At 72.7% G+C, this 13,802-nt stretch carries 15 protein-coding genes and 1 tRNA gene; 7 read left to right on the top strand and 9 right to left on the bottom strand.

From position 1 onward, the window contains the following. Nucleotides 1–3: 3 nt before the first annotated feature. A complete protein-coding gene (locus ACQ452_RS00375) occupies nt 4–792 on the bottom strand; it encodes an FhaA domain-containing protein (RefSeq protein WP_433389021.1) in 789 nt (262 codons plus the stop codon). Nucleotides 793–1,018: 226 nt separating this feature from the next. On the opposite strand from ACQ452_RS00375, the gene ACQ452_RS00370 reads away from it, so the two are divergent. The 3 genes from ACQ452_RS00370 (at nt 1,019) to ACQ452_RS00360 (ending at nt 3,090) form a co-directional block, all read left to right on the top strand. Next, nucleotides 1,019–1,104 (top strand) — tRNA-Leu (locus ACQ452_RS00370). A 67-nt stretch (nt 1,105–1,171) separates the two neighbouring features. After that, nucleotides 1,172–2,287 (top strand): NAD-dependent epimerase/dehydratase family protein, encoded by a 1,116-nt coding sequence (locus ACQ452_RS00365; protein WP_433389020.1) that lies wholly within the window; start codon nt 1,172–1,174, stop codon nt 2,285–2,287. Then, nucleotides 2,284–3,090 carry a WecB/TagA/CpsF family glycosyltransferase gene (locus tag ACQ452_RS00360; protein WP_433389019.1) on the top strand — a complete coding sequence of 269 codons (807 nt, stop codon included), beginning with the start codon at nt 2,284–2,286 and terminating at the stop codon, nt 3,088–3,090. The genes ACQ452_RS00365 and ACQ452_RS00360 overlap by 4 nt, the downstream gene beginning before the upstream one ends. A 69-nt stretch (nt 3,091–3,159) precedes the next feature. Here the strand turns inward: ACQ452_RS00360 and ACQ452_RS00355 are convergent, their stop codons facing one another. Further along, nucleotides 3,160–5,025 carry a S8 family peptidase gene (locus tag ACQ452_RS00355; RefSeq protein ID WP_433389018.1) on the bottom strand — a complete coding sequence of 622 codons (1,866 nt, stop codon included), beginning with the start codon at nt 5,023–5,025 and terminating at the stop codon, nt 3,160–3,162. A gap of 217 nt (nt 5,026–5,242) precedes the next feature. On the opposite strand from ACQ452_RS00355, the gene ACQ452_RS00350 reads away from it, so the two are divergent. Next, nucleotides 5,243–5,833 (top strand): hypothetical protein, encoded by a 591-nt coding sequence (locus ACQ452_RS00350; RefSeq protein ID WP_433389017.1) that lies wholly within the window; start codon nt 5,243–5,245, stop codon nt 5,831–5,833. Here the strand turns inward: ACQ452_RS00350 and ACQ452_RS00345 are convergent. The 4 genes from ACQ452_RS00345 to ACQ452_RS00330 all read right to left on the bottom strand — a co-directional run bounded on the left by ACQ452_RS00345 (nt 5,801) and on the right by ACQ452_RS00330 (nt 8,010). Next, nucleotides 5,801–6,208: a hypothetical protein gene (locus ACQ452_RS00345; RefSeq protein WP_433389016.1), complete on the bottom strand. Its 408-nt coding sequence runs from the start codon at nt 6,206–6,208 to the stop codon at nt 5,801–5,803. The two genes, ACQ452_RS00350 and ACQ452_RS00345, sit on opposite strands and share 33 nt — an antisense overlap. A 194-nt stretch (nt 6,209–6,402) precedes the next feature. Next, nucleotides 6,403–6,624 (bottom strand): DUF397 domain-containing protein, encoded by a 222-nt coding sequence (locus ACQ452_RS00340; protein WP_433389015.1) that lies wholly within the window; start codon nt 6,622–6,624, stop codon nt 6,403–6,405. Then, entirely contained in the window at nt 6,594–7,475 is an 882-nt protein-coding gene (locus ACQ452_RS00335; RefSeq protein WP_433389014.1) for a helix-turn-helix domain-containing protein, read from the bottom strand. Before ACQ452_RS00335 ends, ACQ452_RS00340 begins: the two co-directional genes overlap by 31 nt. Before the next feature lie 280 nt (nt 7,476–7,755). Further along, a complete protein-coding gene (locus ACQ452_RS00330) occupies nt 7,756–8,010 on the bottom strand; it encodes a hypothetical protein (protein WP_433389012.1) in 255 nt (84 codons plus the stop codon). Nucleotides 8,011–8,069: 59 nt separating this feature from the next. Between ACQ452_RS00330 and ACQ452_RS00325 the strand changes: the two genes are divergently transcribed. Both ACQ452_RS00325 and ACQ452_RS00320 read left to right on the top strand, forming a co-directional pair. Beyond that, nucleotides 8,070–8,357: a hypothetical protein gene (locus ACQ452_RS00325; RefSeq protein WP_433389011.1), complete on the top strand. Its 288-nt coding sequence runs from the start codon at nt 8,070–8,072 to the stop codon at nt 8,355–8,357. Nucleotides 8,358–8,456: 99 nt separating this feature from the next. Then, nucleotides 8,457–8,972 (top strand): hypothetical protein, encoded by a 516-nt coding sequence (locus tag ACQ452_RS00320; protein ID WP_433389009.1) that lies wholly within the window; start codon nt 8,457–8,459, stop codon nt 8,970–8,972. Between the two features lie 53 nt (nt 8,973–9,025). Here ACQ452_RS00320 and ACQ452_RS00315 read toward each other — a convergent pair whose 3' ends face one another. Both ACQ452_RS00315 and ACQ452_RS00310 read right to left on the bottom strand, forming a co-directional pair. Continuing rightward, on the bottom strand, nt 9,026–9,811 hold the full coding sequence (locus ACQ452_RS00315) for a PASTA domain-containing protein (RefSeq protein WP_433389007.1): 786 nt from the start codon (nt 9,809–9,811) through the stop codon (nt 9,026–9,028). 99 nt (nt 9,812–9,910) lie between these two features. Further along, entirely contained in the window at nt 9,911–10,576 is a 666-nt protein-coding gene (locus ACQ452_RS00310) for a PASTA domain-containing protein (protein ID WP_433389005.1), read from the bottom strand. Nucleotides 10,577–10,700: 124 nt separating this feature from the next. Between ACQ452_RS00310 and ACQ452_RS00305 the strand changes: the two genes are divergently transcribed. After that, on the top strand, nt 10,701–12,068 hold the full coding sequence (locus tag ACQ452_RS00305) for a hypothetical protein (protein WP_433389004.1): 1,368 nt from the start codon (nt 10,701–10,703) through the stop codon (nt 12,066–12,068). Nucleotides 12,069–12,097: 29 nt separating this feature from the next. Here the strand turns inward: ACQ452_RS00305 and ACQ452_RS00300 are convergent, their stop codons facing one another. Next, nucleotides 12,098–13,576 carry a glutamate--cysteine ligase gene (locus ACQ452_RS00300; protein ID WP_433389002.1) on the bottom strand — a complete coding sequence of 493 codons (1,479 nt, stop codon included), beginning with the start codon at nt 13,574–13,576 and terminating at the stop codon, nt 12,098–12,100. Between the last annotated feature and the right edge of the window lie 226 nt (nt 13,577–13,802).

The following is a 13,802-nucleotide window of genomic DNA, read 5'->3' as shown; positions in this document are numbered from 1 at the left end:
GGGTCAGCCGTCCACGCGGAAGGTCAGCGTCGTCGTGCCGAGCTGGATCATGTCGCCGGGGTTGAGCGCGACGGCGGAGACCCGCTGGCCGTTGACCATGGTGCCGTTGGTCGACCCGAGGTCGGTCAGCACGACCTGCCCGCCGTCGAAGTCCAGCCGGGCGTGTCGCCGCGAGATGCCGACGTCGGGCAGGCGCAGGTTGGCCTGGTCGCCGCGGCCGATCACGGTCGAGCCCATCTGGAGCGGGTAGGTGCGCCCGTCTCCGGAGACCAGCCGCACGTTGCGCCCGCCGCCGTGCCCGGCCGGCGGACCGTAGCCGCCGCCCTGGTCGTACGCGGGGTAGGCGGGCTGGCCCGAGTCGTAGCCGGGCGCCGAGACCGGGGCGACCTCGCCCCCGGTGTAGACCTCGGCGGTGACCCGGAACATACCGGTGTCCAGCCCCTCGCCGCGTTCGATCTCGACGATCACGTCGCCGTAGACCGTCCAGGCCTGCTCGCCGATGAACTCCGCCTGCGACTGGGCCAACTCCTGGGCCAGCGCGGCGGCGTACGGCGCCAGACGACTGTGGTCGTAGGGCGAGAGATCGATCACGTAGCGGTTGGGCACCAACGTGCGCCCACCGGCGAGGATCGCCTTGTGCGCCTCAGCCTCCCGCTGCATGGCGTTGAGGATCTCCACGGGGTGTACCACCCCTTTGAAGACCTTGGCGAAGGCTCCTTCGACCAGGCCTTCCAGACGCTTCTCGAAGCGTTGCAGCACGCTCACCGGCTCCTCCTCGGGTCCCGAGGACATGATGGTATCCGGCCGGCGGGCGCGCAGCTCACACGCCGCTCGGCCGTCGGATGGTGGCCCGCTCGGACGGGCCGATGTTGTCGTGCTAGTCTTTCGTCCGCCAAGAACGGTAACCGCTCCTCGGACGGTAACCGATCGACGCAACGATCACGAGCCTGGCAGGATGGCCACGACCCGCTGGAGACAGCGGAACGGGCACAGACTACAGTGTTCGTGGCAAGGCCACGGGGAAGTGGCGGAATGGCAGACGCGCACGGTTCAGGTCCGTGTGCCCGAAAGGGCGTGGGGGTTCAACTCCCCCCTTCCCCACCACATACGCAAGGGCTCCGCAGCGATGCGGGGCCCTTGCGCCGTGTCGGGGCGTACCGCACCTCACGCTATGCTCCGATGGTTTCTGCCTCCGATGGACCAGGAGTGGCGTGTGAGTGTCGCGTTCGTGACCGGGTCGGGCGGTCTGATCGGCTCCGAGGCGGTCCGGCACTTCGCCGGCCTCGGTCTCGAGGTCGTCGGCATCGACAACGACATGCGGCAGGAGTTCTTCGGCGCGGAGGCCTCCACCGCCTGGAACGTCCGGCGGCTGACCGACGAGCTGGGGTCCGCGTACTCGCACCACAGCATCGACATCCGCGACCGGGACGCGCTGGCCAAGCTGTTCGGGCGATACGCGACCGACATCGCCGTGGTGATCCACACGGCCGCCCAGCCGTCGCACGACTGGGCGGTGCGCGACCCGTTCACCGACTTCGACGTGAACGCCGGCGGCACGCTCAACGTCCTGCAGAACGTGCGCGAGCACTGCGCCGAGGCGCCGTTCATCCACTGCTCCACCAACAAGGTCTACGGCGACCGGCCGAACAGCCTGCCCCTGGTGGAGCTGGAGTCCCGCTGGGAGATCGAGCCCGGGCACCCGTACGAGCAGGGCATCCGCGAGGACATGTCCATCGACGCCTGCCTGCACTCGGTCTTCGGCGCCTCGAAGGTGGCGGCCGACGTCATGGTGCAGGAGTACGGCCGCTACTTCGACATGCGGACGGCCTGCTTCCGGGGCGGCACGCTCACCGGTCCCGCGCACTCCGCGACGGAGCTGCACGGGTTCCTCGGTTACGTGATGCGCGCAAACATGGAGCGCCGCACATACAAGATCTTCGGCTACCAGGGCAAGCAGGTACGCGACGCCATCCACAGCTCGGACGTGGTCTCCGCGTTCGAGGCGTTCTTCCGCGACCCGCGCCCGGCGGCGGTCTACAACCTCGGCGGCGGCCGGCACTCGAACACCTCCAACCGCGAGGCGTTCGCGCTGGCCGAGCAGATCACCGGGCAGGAGATGATCACCGAGTACGTCGACGCCAACCGGATCGGCGACCACAAGTGGTGGATCGGCTCGAACGAGGCGTTCCAGGCCGACTACCCCGAGTGGAAGCAGGTCTACGACGTGCCCATGATCATGCGGGAGATCCACGAGGCCAACGTGGACAAGTGGGTGCCGGGGGCATGACCGGGCAGCACAAGCGGAACGTCCTCGGGGTCCTGGTCGACGCCACCGACTACGCCGGGGCGACCGAGCAGGTGGTGGCCGCCGCGCAGGAGCGCCGCCCGCTGGCGTTGACCGCGCTGGCCGTGCACGGCGTGATGACCGGGGTGCTCGATCCGGCGCACAACGCCCGGCTGAACTCCTTCGACGTGGTCACCCCCGACGGCCAGCCGGTGCGCTGGGCGCTCAACCTGCTGCACGGCGCCGGGCTCACCGACCGGGTCTACGGTCCCACCCTGACCCTGCACGTGCTCTCCCGCTTCGCCGACGAGGGGCTGCCGGTCTACCTCTACGGCTCGACGGAGGAGACCCTGGCCAGGCTGATCCCGGCCCTGGAGCGGATGTTCCCGGCGCTGAAGATCGCCGGGGTGGAGCCGTCCAAGTTCCGGGCGGTGCAGCCGGGCGAGGACGTCGACATCGCCGACCGGATCCGGTCCAGCGGGGCCCGGCTCGTGCTGGTCGGGCTGGGCTGCCCGCGCCAGGAGGTCTTCGCGTACGCCATGCGGCCGCTACTGGACATGCCGCTGATGGCGGTCGGGGCGGCCTTCGACTACCACGCCGGGCTGCTGCGCCAGCCCCCGCCGTGGATGCAGCGGGCCGGCCTGGAGTGGTTCTGGCGCCTCGGGCTGGAACCGAAGCGGCTCTGGCGCCGCTACGTGATCCTCAACCCGGCCTACCTGACCCGCCTCGCCGGGCAGAAGACGGGCCTGTGGAAGGCCGCCCCGCCGGCTCCGGCCAGCGAACGCCCGGCCACGTTCGCCGTCTGACGCCTCCTCGGACGTCGAGAGGCCCCCTCCGGTCGCCTGGCGACCGGAGGGGGCCTCTCGCACGCTCCGTCAGAGGGTGAGGGTCCAGGTGTTGAGGTAGCCGGTGTCCCCGGCGTAGGCGTCCCGCACCCGCAGCTGCCAGGTGCCGTTCGCCGCCTCGCTCGACAGGTTCGCGGTGTAGGTGGTGTTGATGTTGTCCGCGCCGTCGAAGTAGCTGCTGTTCTTCAGCCGGTACGCAGAGCCGTCCGGGGCGATCAGGTCGATGACCAGGTCACCGCGGTAGGTGTGCACGATGTTCACCGCGACGGTGGAGGCCGACGAGGCGTTGCGGGCGCAGCCGGAGATCACGATCGGGCTGTTCACCGCGACGTTCGTGTCCGGGATCGCGAGGTCGGTGCCGTTGGTGCCGGAGCAGCCGCCACCACCGGTGCCGGTGACCGTCAACGAGTACGTCGCGGTCCTGCTGCCCGAGGTCGCGGTGCCCGTCACGGTCACCGCGTAGGTGCCGGGCGGCGTGCTCGCCGAGGTGCTGATGGTCAGCGTGGAGGAGGCACCCGAGGTGACGGTCGCCGGGCTGAACGAGGCGGTGGCCCCGGACGGCAGCCCGCTGGCCGAGAGGCTCACCGACTGGGCGGAGCCGTTGGTCGTGGCGGTGCCGACCGTGGCGGTCACCGAGCCGCCCGGCGCGGTCGAGCCGGAGGTCGGCGAGACCGAGACGGAGAAGTCGTTGGTCGGCGGCGGGGTGTCGCCGTTGACCACGTAGAGCAGCTTGTTGGGCGAGCCGGTGCCCGGGTTGGTCACCACGTTGCTGGTGGCGTTGTTCACCAGGTAGTCGCGGACCTGCTGCGGCGTCCAGGCCGGGTTGGCGCTGGCCACCAGGGCCGCGACGCCGACCACGTGCGGGGTCGCCATCGAGGTGCCGCTGATGGTGTTGGTCGAGGTGTCGTTGGTGTACCACGCCGAGGTGATCGACGAGCCGGGCGCGAAGATGTCCAGGCAGGTGCCGATGTTCGAGAACGACGACCGGGCGTCCGTGTTGGTCGTCGAGCCGACGGTGATGCCCTCGGCGGTCCGGGCGGGCGAGGTGTTGCAGGCGTTGCCGCCGGAGTCGTTGCCGGCCGCCAGGCCGTAGCTCACCCCCGAGTTGATGGAGTTGCGCACGGCGGTGTCGAGCGAGGCGTTCGCGCCGCCGCCGAGGCTCATGTTGGCCACGGCGGGCTTGACCGCGTTGGCCGTCACCCAGTCGACGCCGCCGATGACGCCGGCGTTCGTGCCGCTGCCCTGGCAGTTCAGCACCCGTACGCCGACCAGCTGGACGCCCTTGGCCACCCCGTACGCGGAGCCGCCGACCGTGCCGGCGACGTGCGTGCCGTGCCCGTTGCAGTCGTCGGCGGAGCCGCCGTCGACGGCGTCGTAGCCGGAGACGGCCCGGCCGCCGAAGTCGCTGTGGCTGAACCGGATGCCGGTGTCGATGATGTAGGCGTGCACGTTGCCGGCCGTGTTCGGGTACGTGTAGGAGCTGTTCAGCGGCAGGGCCCGCTGGTCGATGCGGTCCAGGCCCCAGGAGGGCGGGTTGGTCTGGGTGCCGGCGATGGAGACCGTGTGGTTCTGCTCGACGTAGGCCACGGCGGGATCCGCGGCGATGCGGGCGGCGGCCCTGGCGCCGACCCGGGCCTCGAAGCCGCGCAGGGCGGCGCCGTAGGTGCGGGCGACGGCTCCGCCGTGCCGGTCGGTCAGCCGCTGGGCGGTGTCACCGACGCTGGTCCGGGCGACCGTGCTGTCCTTGAAGACGACGATGTAACTGTCGGCCACGGCGGTGGCACCGCCCGCGGCGCGGATCGTGCCCACCGGTTCGGCGGCCATTGCTGGCGTGGCGGTGGCCGCCATGGCCAATGCCGCCACCCCGACGAGTACGGACCTGCGTGGAAGACCCATCTCCTACTCCCTCCGAACGGCACCGACCGTCCAACTGCCCGTGGCGAGTGGATCGATGAATGCCGATCAAGCTGAGGGTAGAGCGACGCGGAAGGATATTCAAACATGTCGAGTTCCCTATAACGCCGGGAAGATGGCCCCTAGGGGCGGCGGCTACGGGACGGCCCAGGGACCGGCCCGGATTCACGATCGTCGAAAAAGGGAAAGACTGTCCGCCATGGATAGTCATCTGACCGTGCTGCTGGCGCTGACGGCCGTCTGGCTCGCCGCCGGCTGGCTCGCGGACGGGCTGCCCCGGATGCACCGCGCCCGGGCGCTGCGCAGGCGTACCGGATGGGTGCTGGCGCTGACGCTGGCCGGCCTGGCACTGACGGCCGCCGTGCTGGGCGCGGGGCTCTCCAGCGCCGGCGCGACCGTGGCGGACCGGGCGGCGGCCGGGCTCACCCTGGCCGTCGCACCCGCGCTGGTCGTCGCGGCCTGCACGGTGCGCCGGGTACGCCGCCTGGGCGCGGGGGCCGCGGCCCTGGCCTCGACACCGGAAACCCCGGCGCCGTACGGCCTGCGCGCGTCTGCCGCACACCCCCTGATCGGCCTCCCGGTGCAGGTCACCGGGCTGGCGATCCTGCCGGCGGTGGCCGCGGCGAGCGCCCCGGAGCCGCTGTTCGGGCCTGGCGTGACCGGCCCGGCGATCACCCTGGGTGTGCTGGCTGTCGTCGCCATCGGTGTCCGTCACGCCCTGCGGCACAGCCGGCTCGTCGAGCGGGCCGCGCCGACGTCACCGCGTGCGGCCGGGGCCCTGCACGTATAGCAGTTCCAGGATCGCCCGGGTCGCCTCGAACCAGCGGTCGAGCCAGCCGGGCGGCGGGACGCTGCCCTTGGGCGGCAGCTCCATCAGCAGCCCGCGCAGCAGCGGGTGGTCGACCAGCGACTCGTTCGGCTCCGCCGACCAGCCGCCGGGCGGGAACGACGGCTCGGTCAGCGGGTTGGGGTCCAGCGAGGGCAGGGAGAGCGGCGGGCCGGCCTGCTCGGGCGGGACGCCCTGGGTGTCCCGGTCGTCGATCTCGTCGTCGGCCGACACCACCTCGGTCAGGACCGTGTCACGACGCGCCCCCCGGTACTTGCCGCCGAACCGTTCCGGTTTGCCCGGCCCGTTGGTGAGGTTCTCTGACCCGATCGTCGTCATCCGTCTCGCCTGCCTCGCTCGGTCGCCGTCCGTCGGCGGTTGTCGATCAACGCCGTACCGAGGGGTACAACGAGGCGGGCCCCGTTGGGGCGACGGGACGACCGGCCGTCTTTACGCACCGCCGGGCCCCGGCACGACGCTGCCCCCGTCCGGCACCATCGCCGGACGGGGGCAGCCCGTCAGATCACGGTCCATCAGCTCCTGTCGAACACACCGCCCCTGGTGCCGGCGACGAAGGCGTGCCAGCCACCCGGAGCGAAGACCAGGGCCGGGCCCGTCTTGTCCTTCGAGTCCCGCACACCGACCGCCCCCGTCACGTACGCCACCTCCACGCAGTTGTCACAGTTCGGCCCGCTCTTCGAGCTCTTGAACCATGTCGCCTGCGTCAGGTCCGCGGGGAACCCCTTGGTCGCCATTTCCACAACGGCTCCTCTGCCAGTTTCGCGATGTGTGCGATGGACTCCTCTGGACGCATGGCTGCCGCTCGGATGTGATCGAAGATGAAGCTGTACCTCTGCAGTTCGTCACTCTTCTCCAGGAAGAGCCCACCCGTGGCATTCTCCGCGTACACGACATCCGGATCACCGGGCTCAGGGAAGCTGAGGATCGTGAAGGTGCCGTCCATGCCGGCGTGCGCACCCACCTCGAAAGGCAGGATCTGAAGCGTCACGTTCGGCAGATCCGCCACCTCGACCAGCCGTTTGAGCTGGTCACGCATGACCTCGTCCCCGCCCACCGGACGGCTCACCACCGTCTCATCGAGCACCACCCACAGATCGACCGGATCTTCCTGGGTCAACAACGACTGACGGCCCAGACGGACACGCACCCGCTGGCGCACCTGTTCGGCCGTGAAGTCGGGCCGGGCGGCCCGGATCATCGCGCTCGCGTACTCCTCGGTCTCCAGCAGCCCGGGCACCACCTGCTGCTCGTACGCCCGCACGGAACTGGCCGCCGCCTCCAGCCCGACGTACGCCCCGACCAGGACGGTGCTGTAGGGGTGCCACCAGCCCTTCTGGCGCGCCTCCCGGGCGATCTGCACCAGCTCGTCGATCTCGGCCCCCACCACGCCGTAGATCCGCAGCATGTCCCGCACGTCGCGCGGGGTCGCCGTGGTGTGGCCGGTCTCGATCCGGGAGACCTTCGACGCCGAGCACTCCAACTGCTCGGCGACCACCTCGATGGTGATCCCGGCTGCCTCCCGCTGCCGCCGCAGCTCCGCACCGAGTCGGCGACGGCGGATGGTGGGACTACGCCGCTCACTCACGGGATCACCTCGACAGGCCGCACCCGGTCCACCTCCGCCTCGCCGTGCGCCACTGTCGTCACCCGCCAGGGGCGCGACCGTCGTACGGCGGGCATCGTTCGCGGCGTGGGGGGTGGTGCCGGTCATCGGCCGGCCGCGACGGCGAAACCGCCCCCAGTGTGCCGGGCGGACGCGAACGGCTTCAAGCGCCGCTTCGCGCGAGCCGCTCACGTATCAGCAAAAGTCAACGTGCAACTTGCATCCGGCACGTCGCTGATGCAGTCTGTCCGTATGGCTTGGGTTACTCACCGTCTTCACTCGCTTCCTCGCCGTGGTGATCCCACGGATGGCGGGACGCGTGGCGGTGGGTCCGCCCGACAGTCGACAACCAGACCTGCCCCGGGTTGATGACCCCGCCGCTGCACGCCAGTTGGCTGCGGCGGCGGGAGCGGTACCCGGAGCACCGGGTGTTGGTCGGGTGGCGGTCCGCCACCAGCGGGTACGGCCCGACCATCACCGCGCGCAGCAGCAGCCGGCCCACCTCGCCGCCGGCCATCGACGTCCCCCGCCCTGCACGCCGGCCCGTCCGCCGGCCGACTCTTTCCAGGAGCCAATGTGCTGCCCCGCTCCGGTGACGTACTGCACGTGACTCGCGCGGCGAGTATCCAGTTCCTCAGGCCCATCACGATCCGGGTCATCCGGGTCCTCGACTGGCCGACCTACGACGGCTGGATCTGGCTCGAAGGCTACGAGTTGAACGCGTCGGGGGACGCGGTCAACCGGCGGTCGATCTTCGTCCAGCGGGAGGGCCTTCGCCCCCTGCGGTCGGCTCCCGAGCCGCGCCCGCACACCGTGCGCGCCGTCCGCCGCAACGTCGCCCGCACCCCGGCCCGCGTGGGCTGACCTGCGCGATCGGCATCCGGGCGCGCCCCCATCGCCATAGAATGAGGTACGCCCACCCCGGCATGTTCCACCCCGCGCTTCCAGGACCCCGAACCTGGGATGGCCATGGTCGATCAGCCCGCCGCGCGGCGGCACCGCTCCCGTATCTCCTACGCCTTCGGACTCCTGGCGCTGGTCGGCGCCACCATCGCCCTGGTGGTGGCCCACGATCCCGCCCTCTCCGCGACCACGCGGCTCGCCACCCCGGTCCCCGCACCCGAGATCACCGTGGTGGACGAGGACCCGCCCGACGACGATTCCGACCCCTTCGGCACCCCGGACGCGCTGACCGGACCCGGCACACTGACCGGACCGGACGCGCTGACCGGACCGGATGAAACGGACGCGCTGGGTGCCGCCGGCCTTCCCGGGACGGCCGACGACGATTCCGGGACGGCCGACGAGCCCGGACCGGCCGCCGCCGGGGCCGGCGCTCCCACCGGTTCTCCGGGCCACCGGGCCGCCCGCCCCTCGCCCGACGACACCCGCCGCTCCCTCTTCTGGTCCGGCATCTTCGGCCTGGTGATCTCGCTGGCCGGGCTCGGCCTGGTCGGGACGAGACGACGCGGGTGGTGACATCGCGCGGCAGACGGGGACGCGGTGACGCGGTCAGCGGGGCGGTGACGCGGTCAGCGGGTGGCGGGCGGTTCGGCCGACGGGGTGATCCCATCCGTCGGCGCGGCGGCCTCGCGCGCCACCACCAGCGTGACCTCCGCGTCCTCGGATACGAACTCCCCCGCCTCCGGTTCGGTGCGGATCACCGTGCCGGCGGGACGGTCCGATGTCTCGTACTCCACCCGGTGGGCCAGCCCGACGTCGTCGAGGATCGCCTGCGCCGTCTCCAGCGGCAGGTTCACCACCGGCGGCATCGGCAACCGATCCGCCACGGAGGGCGTCGGCGACGCCGAGGGCGGCGAGGAGGTCGGGGCGGCCGAGGTCGCGCTGGCGGTGGTCGGCGACGCGCGGGTGACCGACGGCGAGGGCGACGGCGACGGCCCGCTCGGATCGTCGTCCGCCGAATCGAGGACCAGCCACAGCCCGACACCCAGCATGCCGAGCAGCAGCAGCACGATCACGCCCCACAGGATCGGCAGCCACCAGCGTCGCGTGCCCTGCTCCTCGGCGTACCAGTCGCCCTCCGGCTGGTCGGCGGGTTGGGCAGGGCGAACCTCCGCCCGGCCCGACCAGACCGCCGACCCGGGCCGCTCCGGCGGGCCTGAGGTGGCGCCCTCCGCCGGGGAGGTCCCGTCGCCGGGCGCCGGTCGGGCCGCCTCACCGGCGCCCGACAGACCCTGGCCGGGCAGCCGCTGCGTGCGGTCGGGTTCCGCCCCGGCCGAGGCGTCGCCCGGCGCAGGCAGCGGACGGGTCCGGTCGTCGGGTTCCCCGGCGGGCGGTTCCTGGCGGTCGTCGCTCATCGCACGTCCTCTCCCGGCCCGGGCGGGCGTCGTGGACCCTGACCGTCAACCTAGCGGTCGCGGGGGCCATCGGCCGGGATCAGCGTGCCGGACGCACCGTCACGGTGTCGGGGAAGCCGGTCCACCGGTCTCCGGCGCGTCACCGCACCAGATCGACACCTGGTCGTTCCACCGGCCCGCACCGTCGCCGGCCGGCTCCTGGCGGCCGACCTTGCCGACCTTGCCCGTGCGGTACCGCGGATAGAAGCCCTCGTCGACGAGTTCGTCCGCCGCGTCGTCGCAGTCCTCGCCCACCACGTCCGGCACCTCCGCGGCCGGCGCCGGACCGCTCACGTAGAGCGTCACGGTGCGCCCCGGCCGCACCTCGGTACCCACCTCCGGCGAGGTGCGCTCCACAGTCGTCCCCGTGCCGGCACCGAAGACGAGCCGCCAACCCAGCTTCCTCTCGCGCAGCTCGGCGCGGGCGTCCGTGAAGTCGTCGCCGACGACGGGCGGCACCGTCAGCCCGGCGGAACGGCTCGGCGCGGACGTCCGGGGGGCCGCCGGCGTGGACGCCTGCGGGGTCGTCCGGGCCGGGCCGGGCGTCGCCGTGGTGGACGTGCCCTCCGCCGCCGGCGGCGTGGTCACCGGGTCGCCCTCGCCGGCCAGGAACCATCCGCCGATCGCGCCCACGACGGCGAGCAGCACGACGGCCAACCCGCCCCGGAACAGCATCGTCGACCGGTCCGGGCCGTCGTCGCGCGCGCCCGTGTCCCCGTCCGTCATCCGTTCACCCCGCCTCGATCCCCGGCGACCGTACCGCCCCGCCGGCGCCCAGCACCATCGCGGTCGCCCTCCGGCCGACCGCCACGACTCGCCGCGCCGATGACGGGACGCTACGCTCCCCGGCATGGCCAGACGGGGCTGGGGAGGATCGATCGCGACCGCGGCCGGCGGCGCGGCCGGCGCGGGTGCCGCCCAACTGGGCTTCGGCTACGGGCTCGGCATCATCAACTGGGCGCCGGCGGATCCGGACGCCGGCTCGGCCGCCTGGGTGGCCGGCCTGATCTGGGCGACCTGGATCGCGGCCACCTCGACGGTCCTCGGCGCGGTCTGCGCGCAACGGCTACGCGACCGCGGCCCGGCACCGCACGCCGGCGGAGCCGAGGCGGTGCCGCCCGACGGGCCGCCCCGGGCCGCTCCCGCCGGCACCGCCCTGGTCTCCGTCGTGCTCGCCGTGGCCGCCGGGCTGGGCGCGCTGGTCACCGTGCTGCTGGTGGCCGTACCGGCGCGCGAGGCGGTGGCGGACAGCGGCTCACCCCGCGACGTCGCGGCGGGCTACGCCGCCCTCGGTGTGCTGGTCGGGGTGCTGAGCGCGATCTGGGCGCTGCGCTCGCGGGCCGCCGCCAACAACGTGATGGCCACCGTCGGCTGGCTCTGGCTGCTCGCCGTGATCGCCGTGGTGGACGGCGTACTGACCGGGCGGGGGCTGACCAGTGCGCAGCTCGGCATCTGGCAGCTCGGCCCCGACGACGGCCGCTACTGGATCCGCGACTACTTCTACTGGCCCGGGGCGCTGCTGTCCCTCGGTTCCGCGCTGGTGATCGGCGCCGTCGGCGCCCGCCGCGACGCCCGGCATCCCGACCACCGCGTCGGGGCGGCAGCCTCGGGCGCCGCCGGGCCGCTGCTCGTCGCGACCGCGTACTTCCTGGCGGTGCCGCGGCTGTCCGGGATCAGCCCGGAGCAGGTGTCGGCGCACCTGATCGCGCCGTACGCGGTGATCATCGGAATCGGCGGCGCCGTCGGGGTCACCGCGCTCACCCAGCGGGCCGCCCGCCGGGCCGCGTCCCGGGAGCCGGTGCGGGTGCCCCGCCAGCGCACCGGCGCAGCCGCCGAGCACCCGGCCGACCCGGCTCCGGGACCGCACGCCCACCCGGCCGACGTGCTCGACGCCGGCACCGCTGCGGCGCCGGTCGACGTGCCCTCCGCCCCCGCGCCGCCGGACGGCGCCGCGCCGGACCGGCACACCGACCCGGCGCAGAGCGTCGCGGCGGGCCGCCGGCACACCGACCCGGCGCAGAGCGCCGCTCCGGGCCGGGCCGGTGAGGCTCCGGACGATGGTGGTCCGGACGGGGACGCTCCGGACGGGGACGCTCCGGACGGGGACGCCGGCGCGGCGGGGGGCGCGACCGGGGAGTCGGCCCGCCCGGCTGCCGACGATCCGCCACGGCCCTCGCCCACCGGCCGTCGGCCCCGCTCCGGGGGCCGCAACCGCTGAGCCGCGAGCAGGTCGCGGCGGTATCCGCGTCAGTCGACGGACCAGGTGTGCACGGGTTCGTTGCCGCGTTGCAACTCGGCGTAGCGCTGCACCATGTGGTGCAGGGCGGCGCCCCGGTCCATGCCGCGCTGCCGTTCGGCCGCCCAGACCGCCTCGGTCTGCCAGACCGCGCCGTTGCGGCCCGTACGGCAGCGCTGTTCGATGATGCCGAGCAGCCGGTCGCGGTCGGCCGGGGTCACCCCGAACCGGTCGAGCCCGGCGGCGGCCGTGGGCAGCAGGACGTCCAGGACCAGCTTGGTCACCGGCACCTCGCCGAGGCGGGGCCAGTGCAGGACGGCGTCCATGCCCCGTCGGGCGGCGGCGTGGAAGTTCTCCTCGGCGGAGCTGAAGGTGAGCTGGCTCCAGATGGGCCGTTCCGCCTCCGCCAGCCCTCGGGCCAGCCCGAAGTAGAAGGCGGCGTTGGCCAGCATGTCGACCACGGTCGGGCCGGCCGGCAGCACCCGGTTCTCCACCCGCAGGTGCGGGCGGCCGTCCATGATGTCGTAGATCGGCCGGTTCCACCGGTAGACGGTGCCGTTGTGCAGGCGCAGTTCGCCCAGCTCCGGCACGCCGCCGCCGTGCAGCACCGCGACCGGGTCCTCGTCCTCGCAGATCGGCAGCAACGGCGGGAAGTAGCGGACGTTCTCCTCGAACAGGTCGAAGATCGAGGTGATCCACCGTTCGCCGAACCACACCCGGGGTCGTACGCCCTGCGCCTTCAGCTCGTCCGGCCGGGTGTCGGTGGCCTGTTCGAAGAGGGCGATCCGGGTCTCCGCCCAGAGTTGCCGGCCGTAGAGGAACGGCGAGTTGGCGCCGACGGCCACCTGCACGCCGGCGATGGCCTGGGAGGCGTTCCAGTAGTCGGCGAAGTTGTCCGGGGCGACCTGGAGGTGGAACTGGAGGCTGGTGCAGGCGGCCTCGGGCGCGATCGAGTCGGTGTGGGTCTGCAGGCGCTCGACGCCGCGGATGTCGAGCTCGATGTCCTCGCCCCGGGCGCCGACGATCTGGTCGTTGAGCACCCGGTAGCGCTCGTTGGTGGAGAGGTTGTCCTCGACGAGATGCCGCTCGGTGAGGGTGGGCAGGATCCCGACCAGCACGATCTTCGCGTCCGACTCGGCGGCCCGCTCGTCGGCCCGGGACAGGCTGCCGAGCAGGTCCCGCTCGTAGTCGGCGAACCCGTCGCCCTCGATCAGCCGGGGCGGCGCGTTCAGCTCCAGGTTGAACTGGCCCAGTTCCGTCTGGAAGAGCGGGTCGGCGATCGCGGCGAGGATCTGTTCGTTGCGCATCGCCGGCTCGGCCGACGAGTCGACCAGGTTCAGTTCGATCTCCAACCCGGTCATCGGCCGGTCGGCGTCGAAGTGGAAGTCGTCCAGCATCAGGGCGAAGACGTCCAGGCAACGCCGCACCTTCTGGCGGTAACGGACCCGGTCCTCCCGGGAGAAGGCGCCCTGCTCGACGTCCCTGCCCATGTTTCCTCCCGGCGCGAGGCGCAGTCGGACCGTGCCGGCCCGGGTAAGCGCGTGTGAACCCTCCACGTTAGGAGCGTCGGCATCGTCGGGACAGAGGCAGGCCCGGTGATCCTACGACCGGCACGACCGTACTCCGGCCGGCGGACGCGCTCCCGGCGGATCTCTACCCAGGCGGCGCGCTCCGGCACCGGGCCGGACCACACGGGGTTCGTGACAAATCGCACCC

This window comes from Micromonospora sp. KLBMP9576, from assembly GCF_050941805.1.
Classification (GTDB): domain Bacteria; phylum Actinomycetota; class Actinomycetes; order Mycobacteriales; family Micromonosporaceae; genus Micromonospora.
The sequence above is the reverse complement of the archived record's forward strand: the minus strand, read 5'-3'. Positions and strand labels throughout refer to the sequence as shown.

Bases quoted from the DNA above. Each gene is read 5' to 3' on its own strand.
- ACQ452_RS00375 (WP_433389021.1), bottom strand. From the start codon at position 792: ATGTCCTCGGGACCCGAGGAGGAGCCGGTGAGCGTGCTGCAACGCTTC.
- ACQ452_RS00365 (WP_433389020.1), top strand. From the start codon at position 1,172: ATGCTCCGATGGTTTCTGCCTCCGATGGACCAGGAGTGGCGTGTGAGT.
- ACQ452_RS00360 (WP_433389019.1), top strand. From the start codon at position 2,284: ATGACCGGGCAGCACAAGCGGAACGTCCTCGGGGTCCTGGTCGACGCC.
- ACQ452_RS00355 (WP_433389018.1), bottom strand. From the start codon at position 5,025: ATGGGTCTTCCACGCAGGTCCGTACTCGTCGGGGTGGCGGCATTGGCC.
- ACQ452_RS00350 (WP_433389017.1), top strand. From the start codon at position 5,243: ATGGATAGTCATCTGACCGTGCTGCTGGCGCTGACGGCCGTCTGGCTC.
- ACQ452_RS00345 (WP_433389016.1), bottom strand. From the start codon at position 6,208: ATGACGACGATCGGGTCAGAGAACCTCACCAACGGGCCGGGCAAACCG.
- ACQ452_RS00340 (WP_433389015.1), bottom strand. From the start codon at position 6,624: ATGGCGACCAAGGGGTTCCCCGCGGACCTGACGCAGGCGACATGGTTC.
- ACQ452_RS00330 (WP_433389012.1), bottom strand. From the start codon at position 8,010: ATGGCCGGCGGCGAGGTGGGCCGGCTGCTGCTGCGCGCGGTGATGGTC.
- ACQ452_RS00320 (WP_433389009.1), top strand. From the start codon at position 8,457: ATGGCCATGGTCGATCAGCCCGCCGCGCGGCGGCACCGCTCCCGTATC.
- ACQ452_RS00315 (WP_433389007.1), bottom strand. From the start codon at position 9,811: ATGAGCGACGACCGCCAGGAACCGCCCGCCGGGGAACCCGACGACCGG.
- ACQ452_RS00310 (WP_433389005.1), bottom strand. From the start codon at position 10,576: ATGACGGACGGGGACACGGGCGCGCGCGACGACGGCCCGGACCGGTCG.
- ACQ452_RS00305 (WP_433389004.1), top strand. From the start codon at position 10,701: ATGGCCAGACGGGGCTGGGGAGGATCGATCGCGACCGCGGCCGGCGGC.
- ACQ452_RS00300 (WP_433389002.1), bottom strand. From the start codon at position 13,576: ATGGGCAGGGACGTCGAGCAGGGCGCCTTCTCCCGGGAGGACCGGGTC.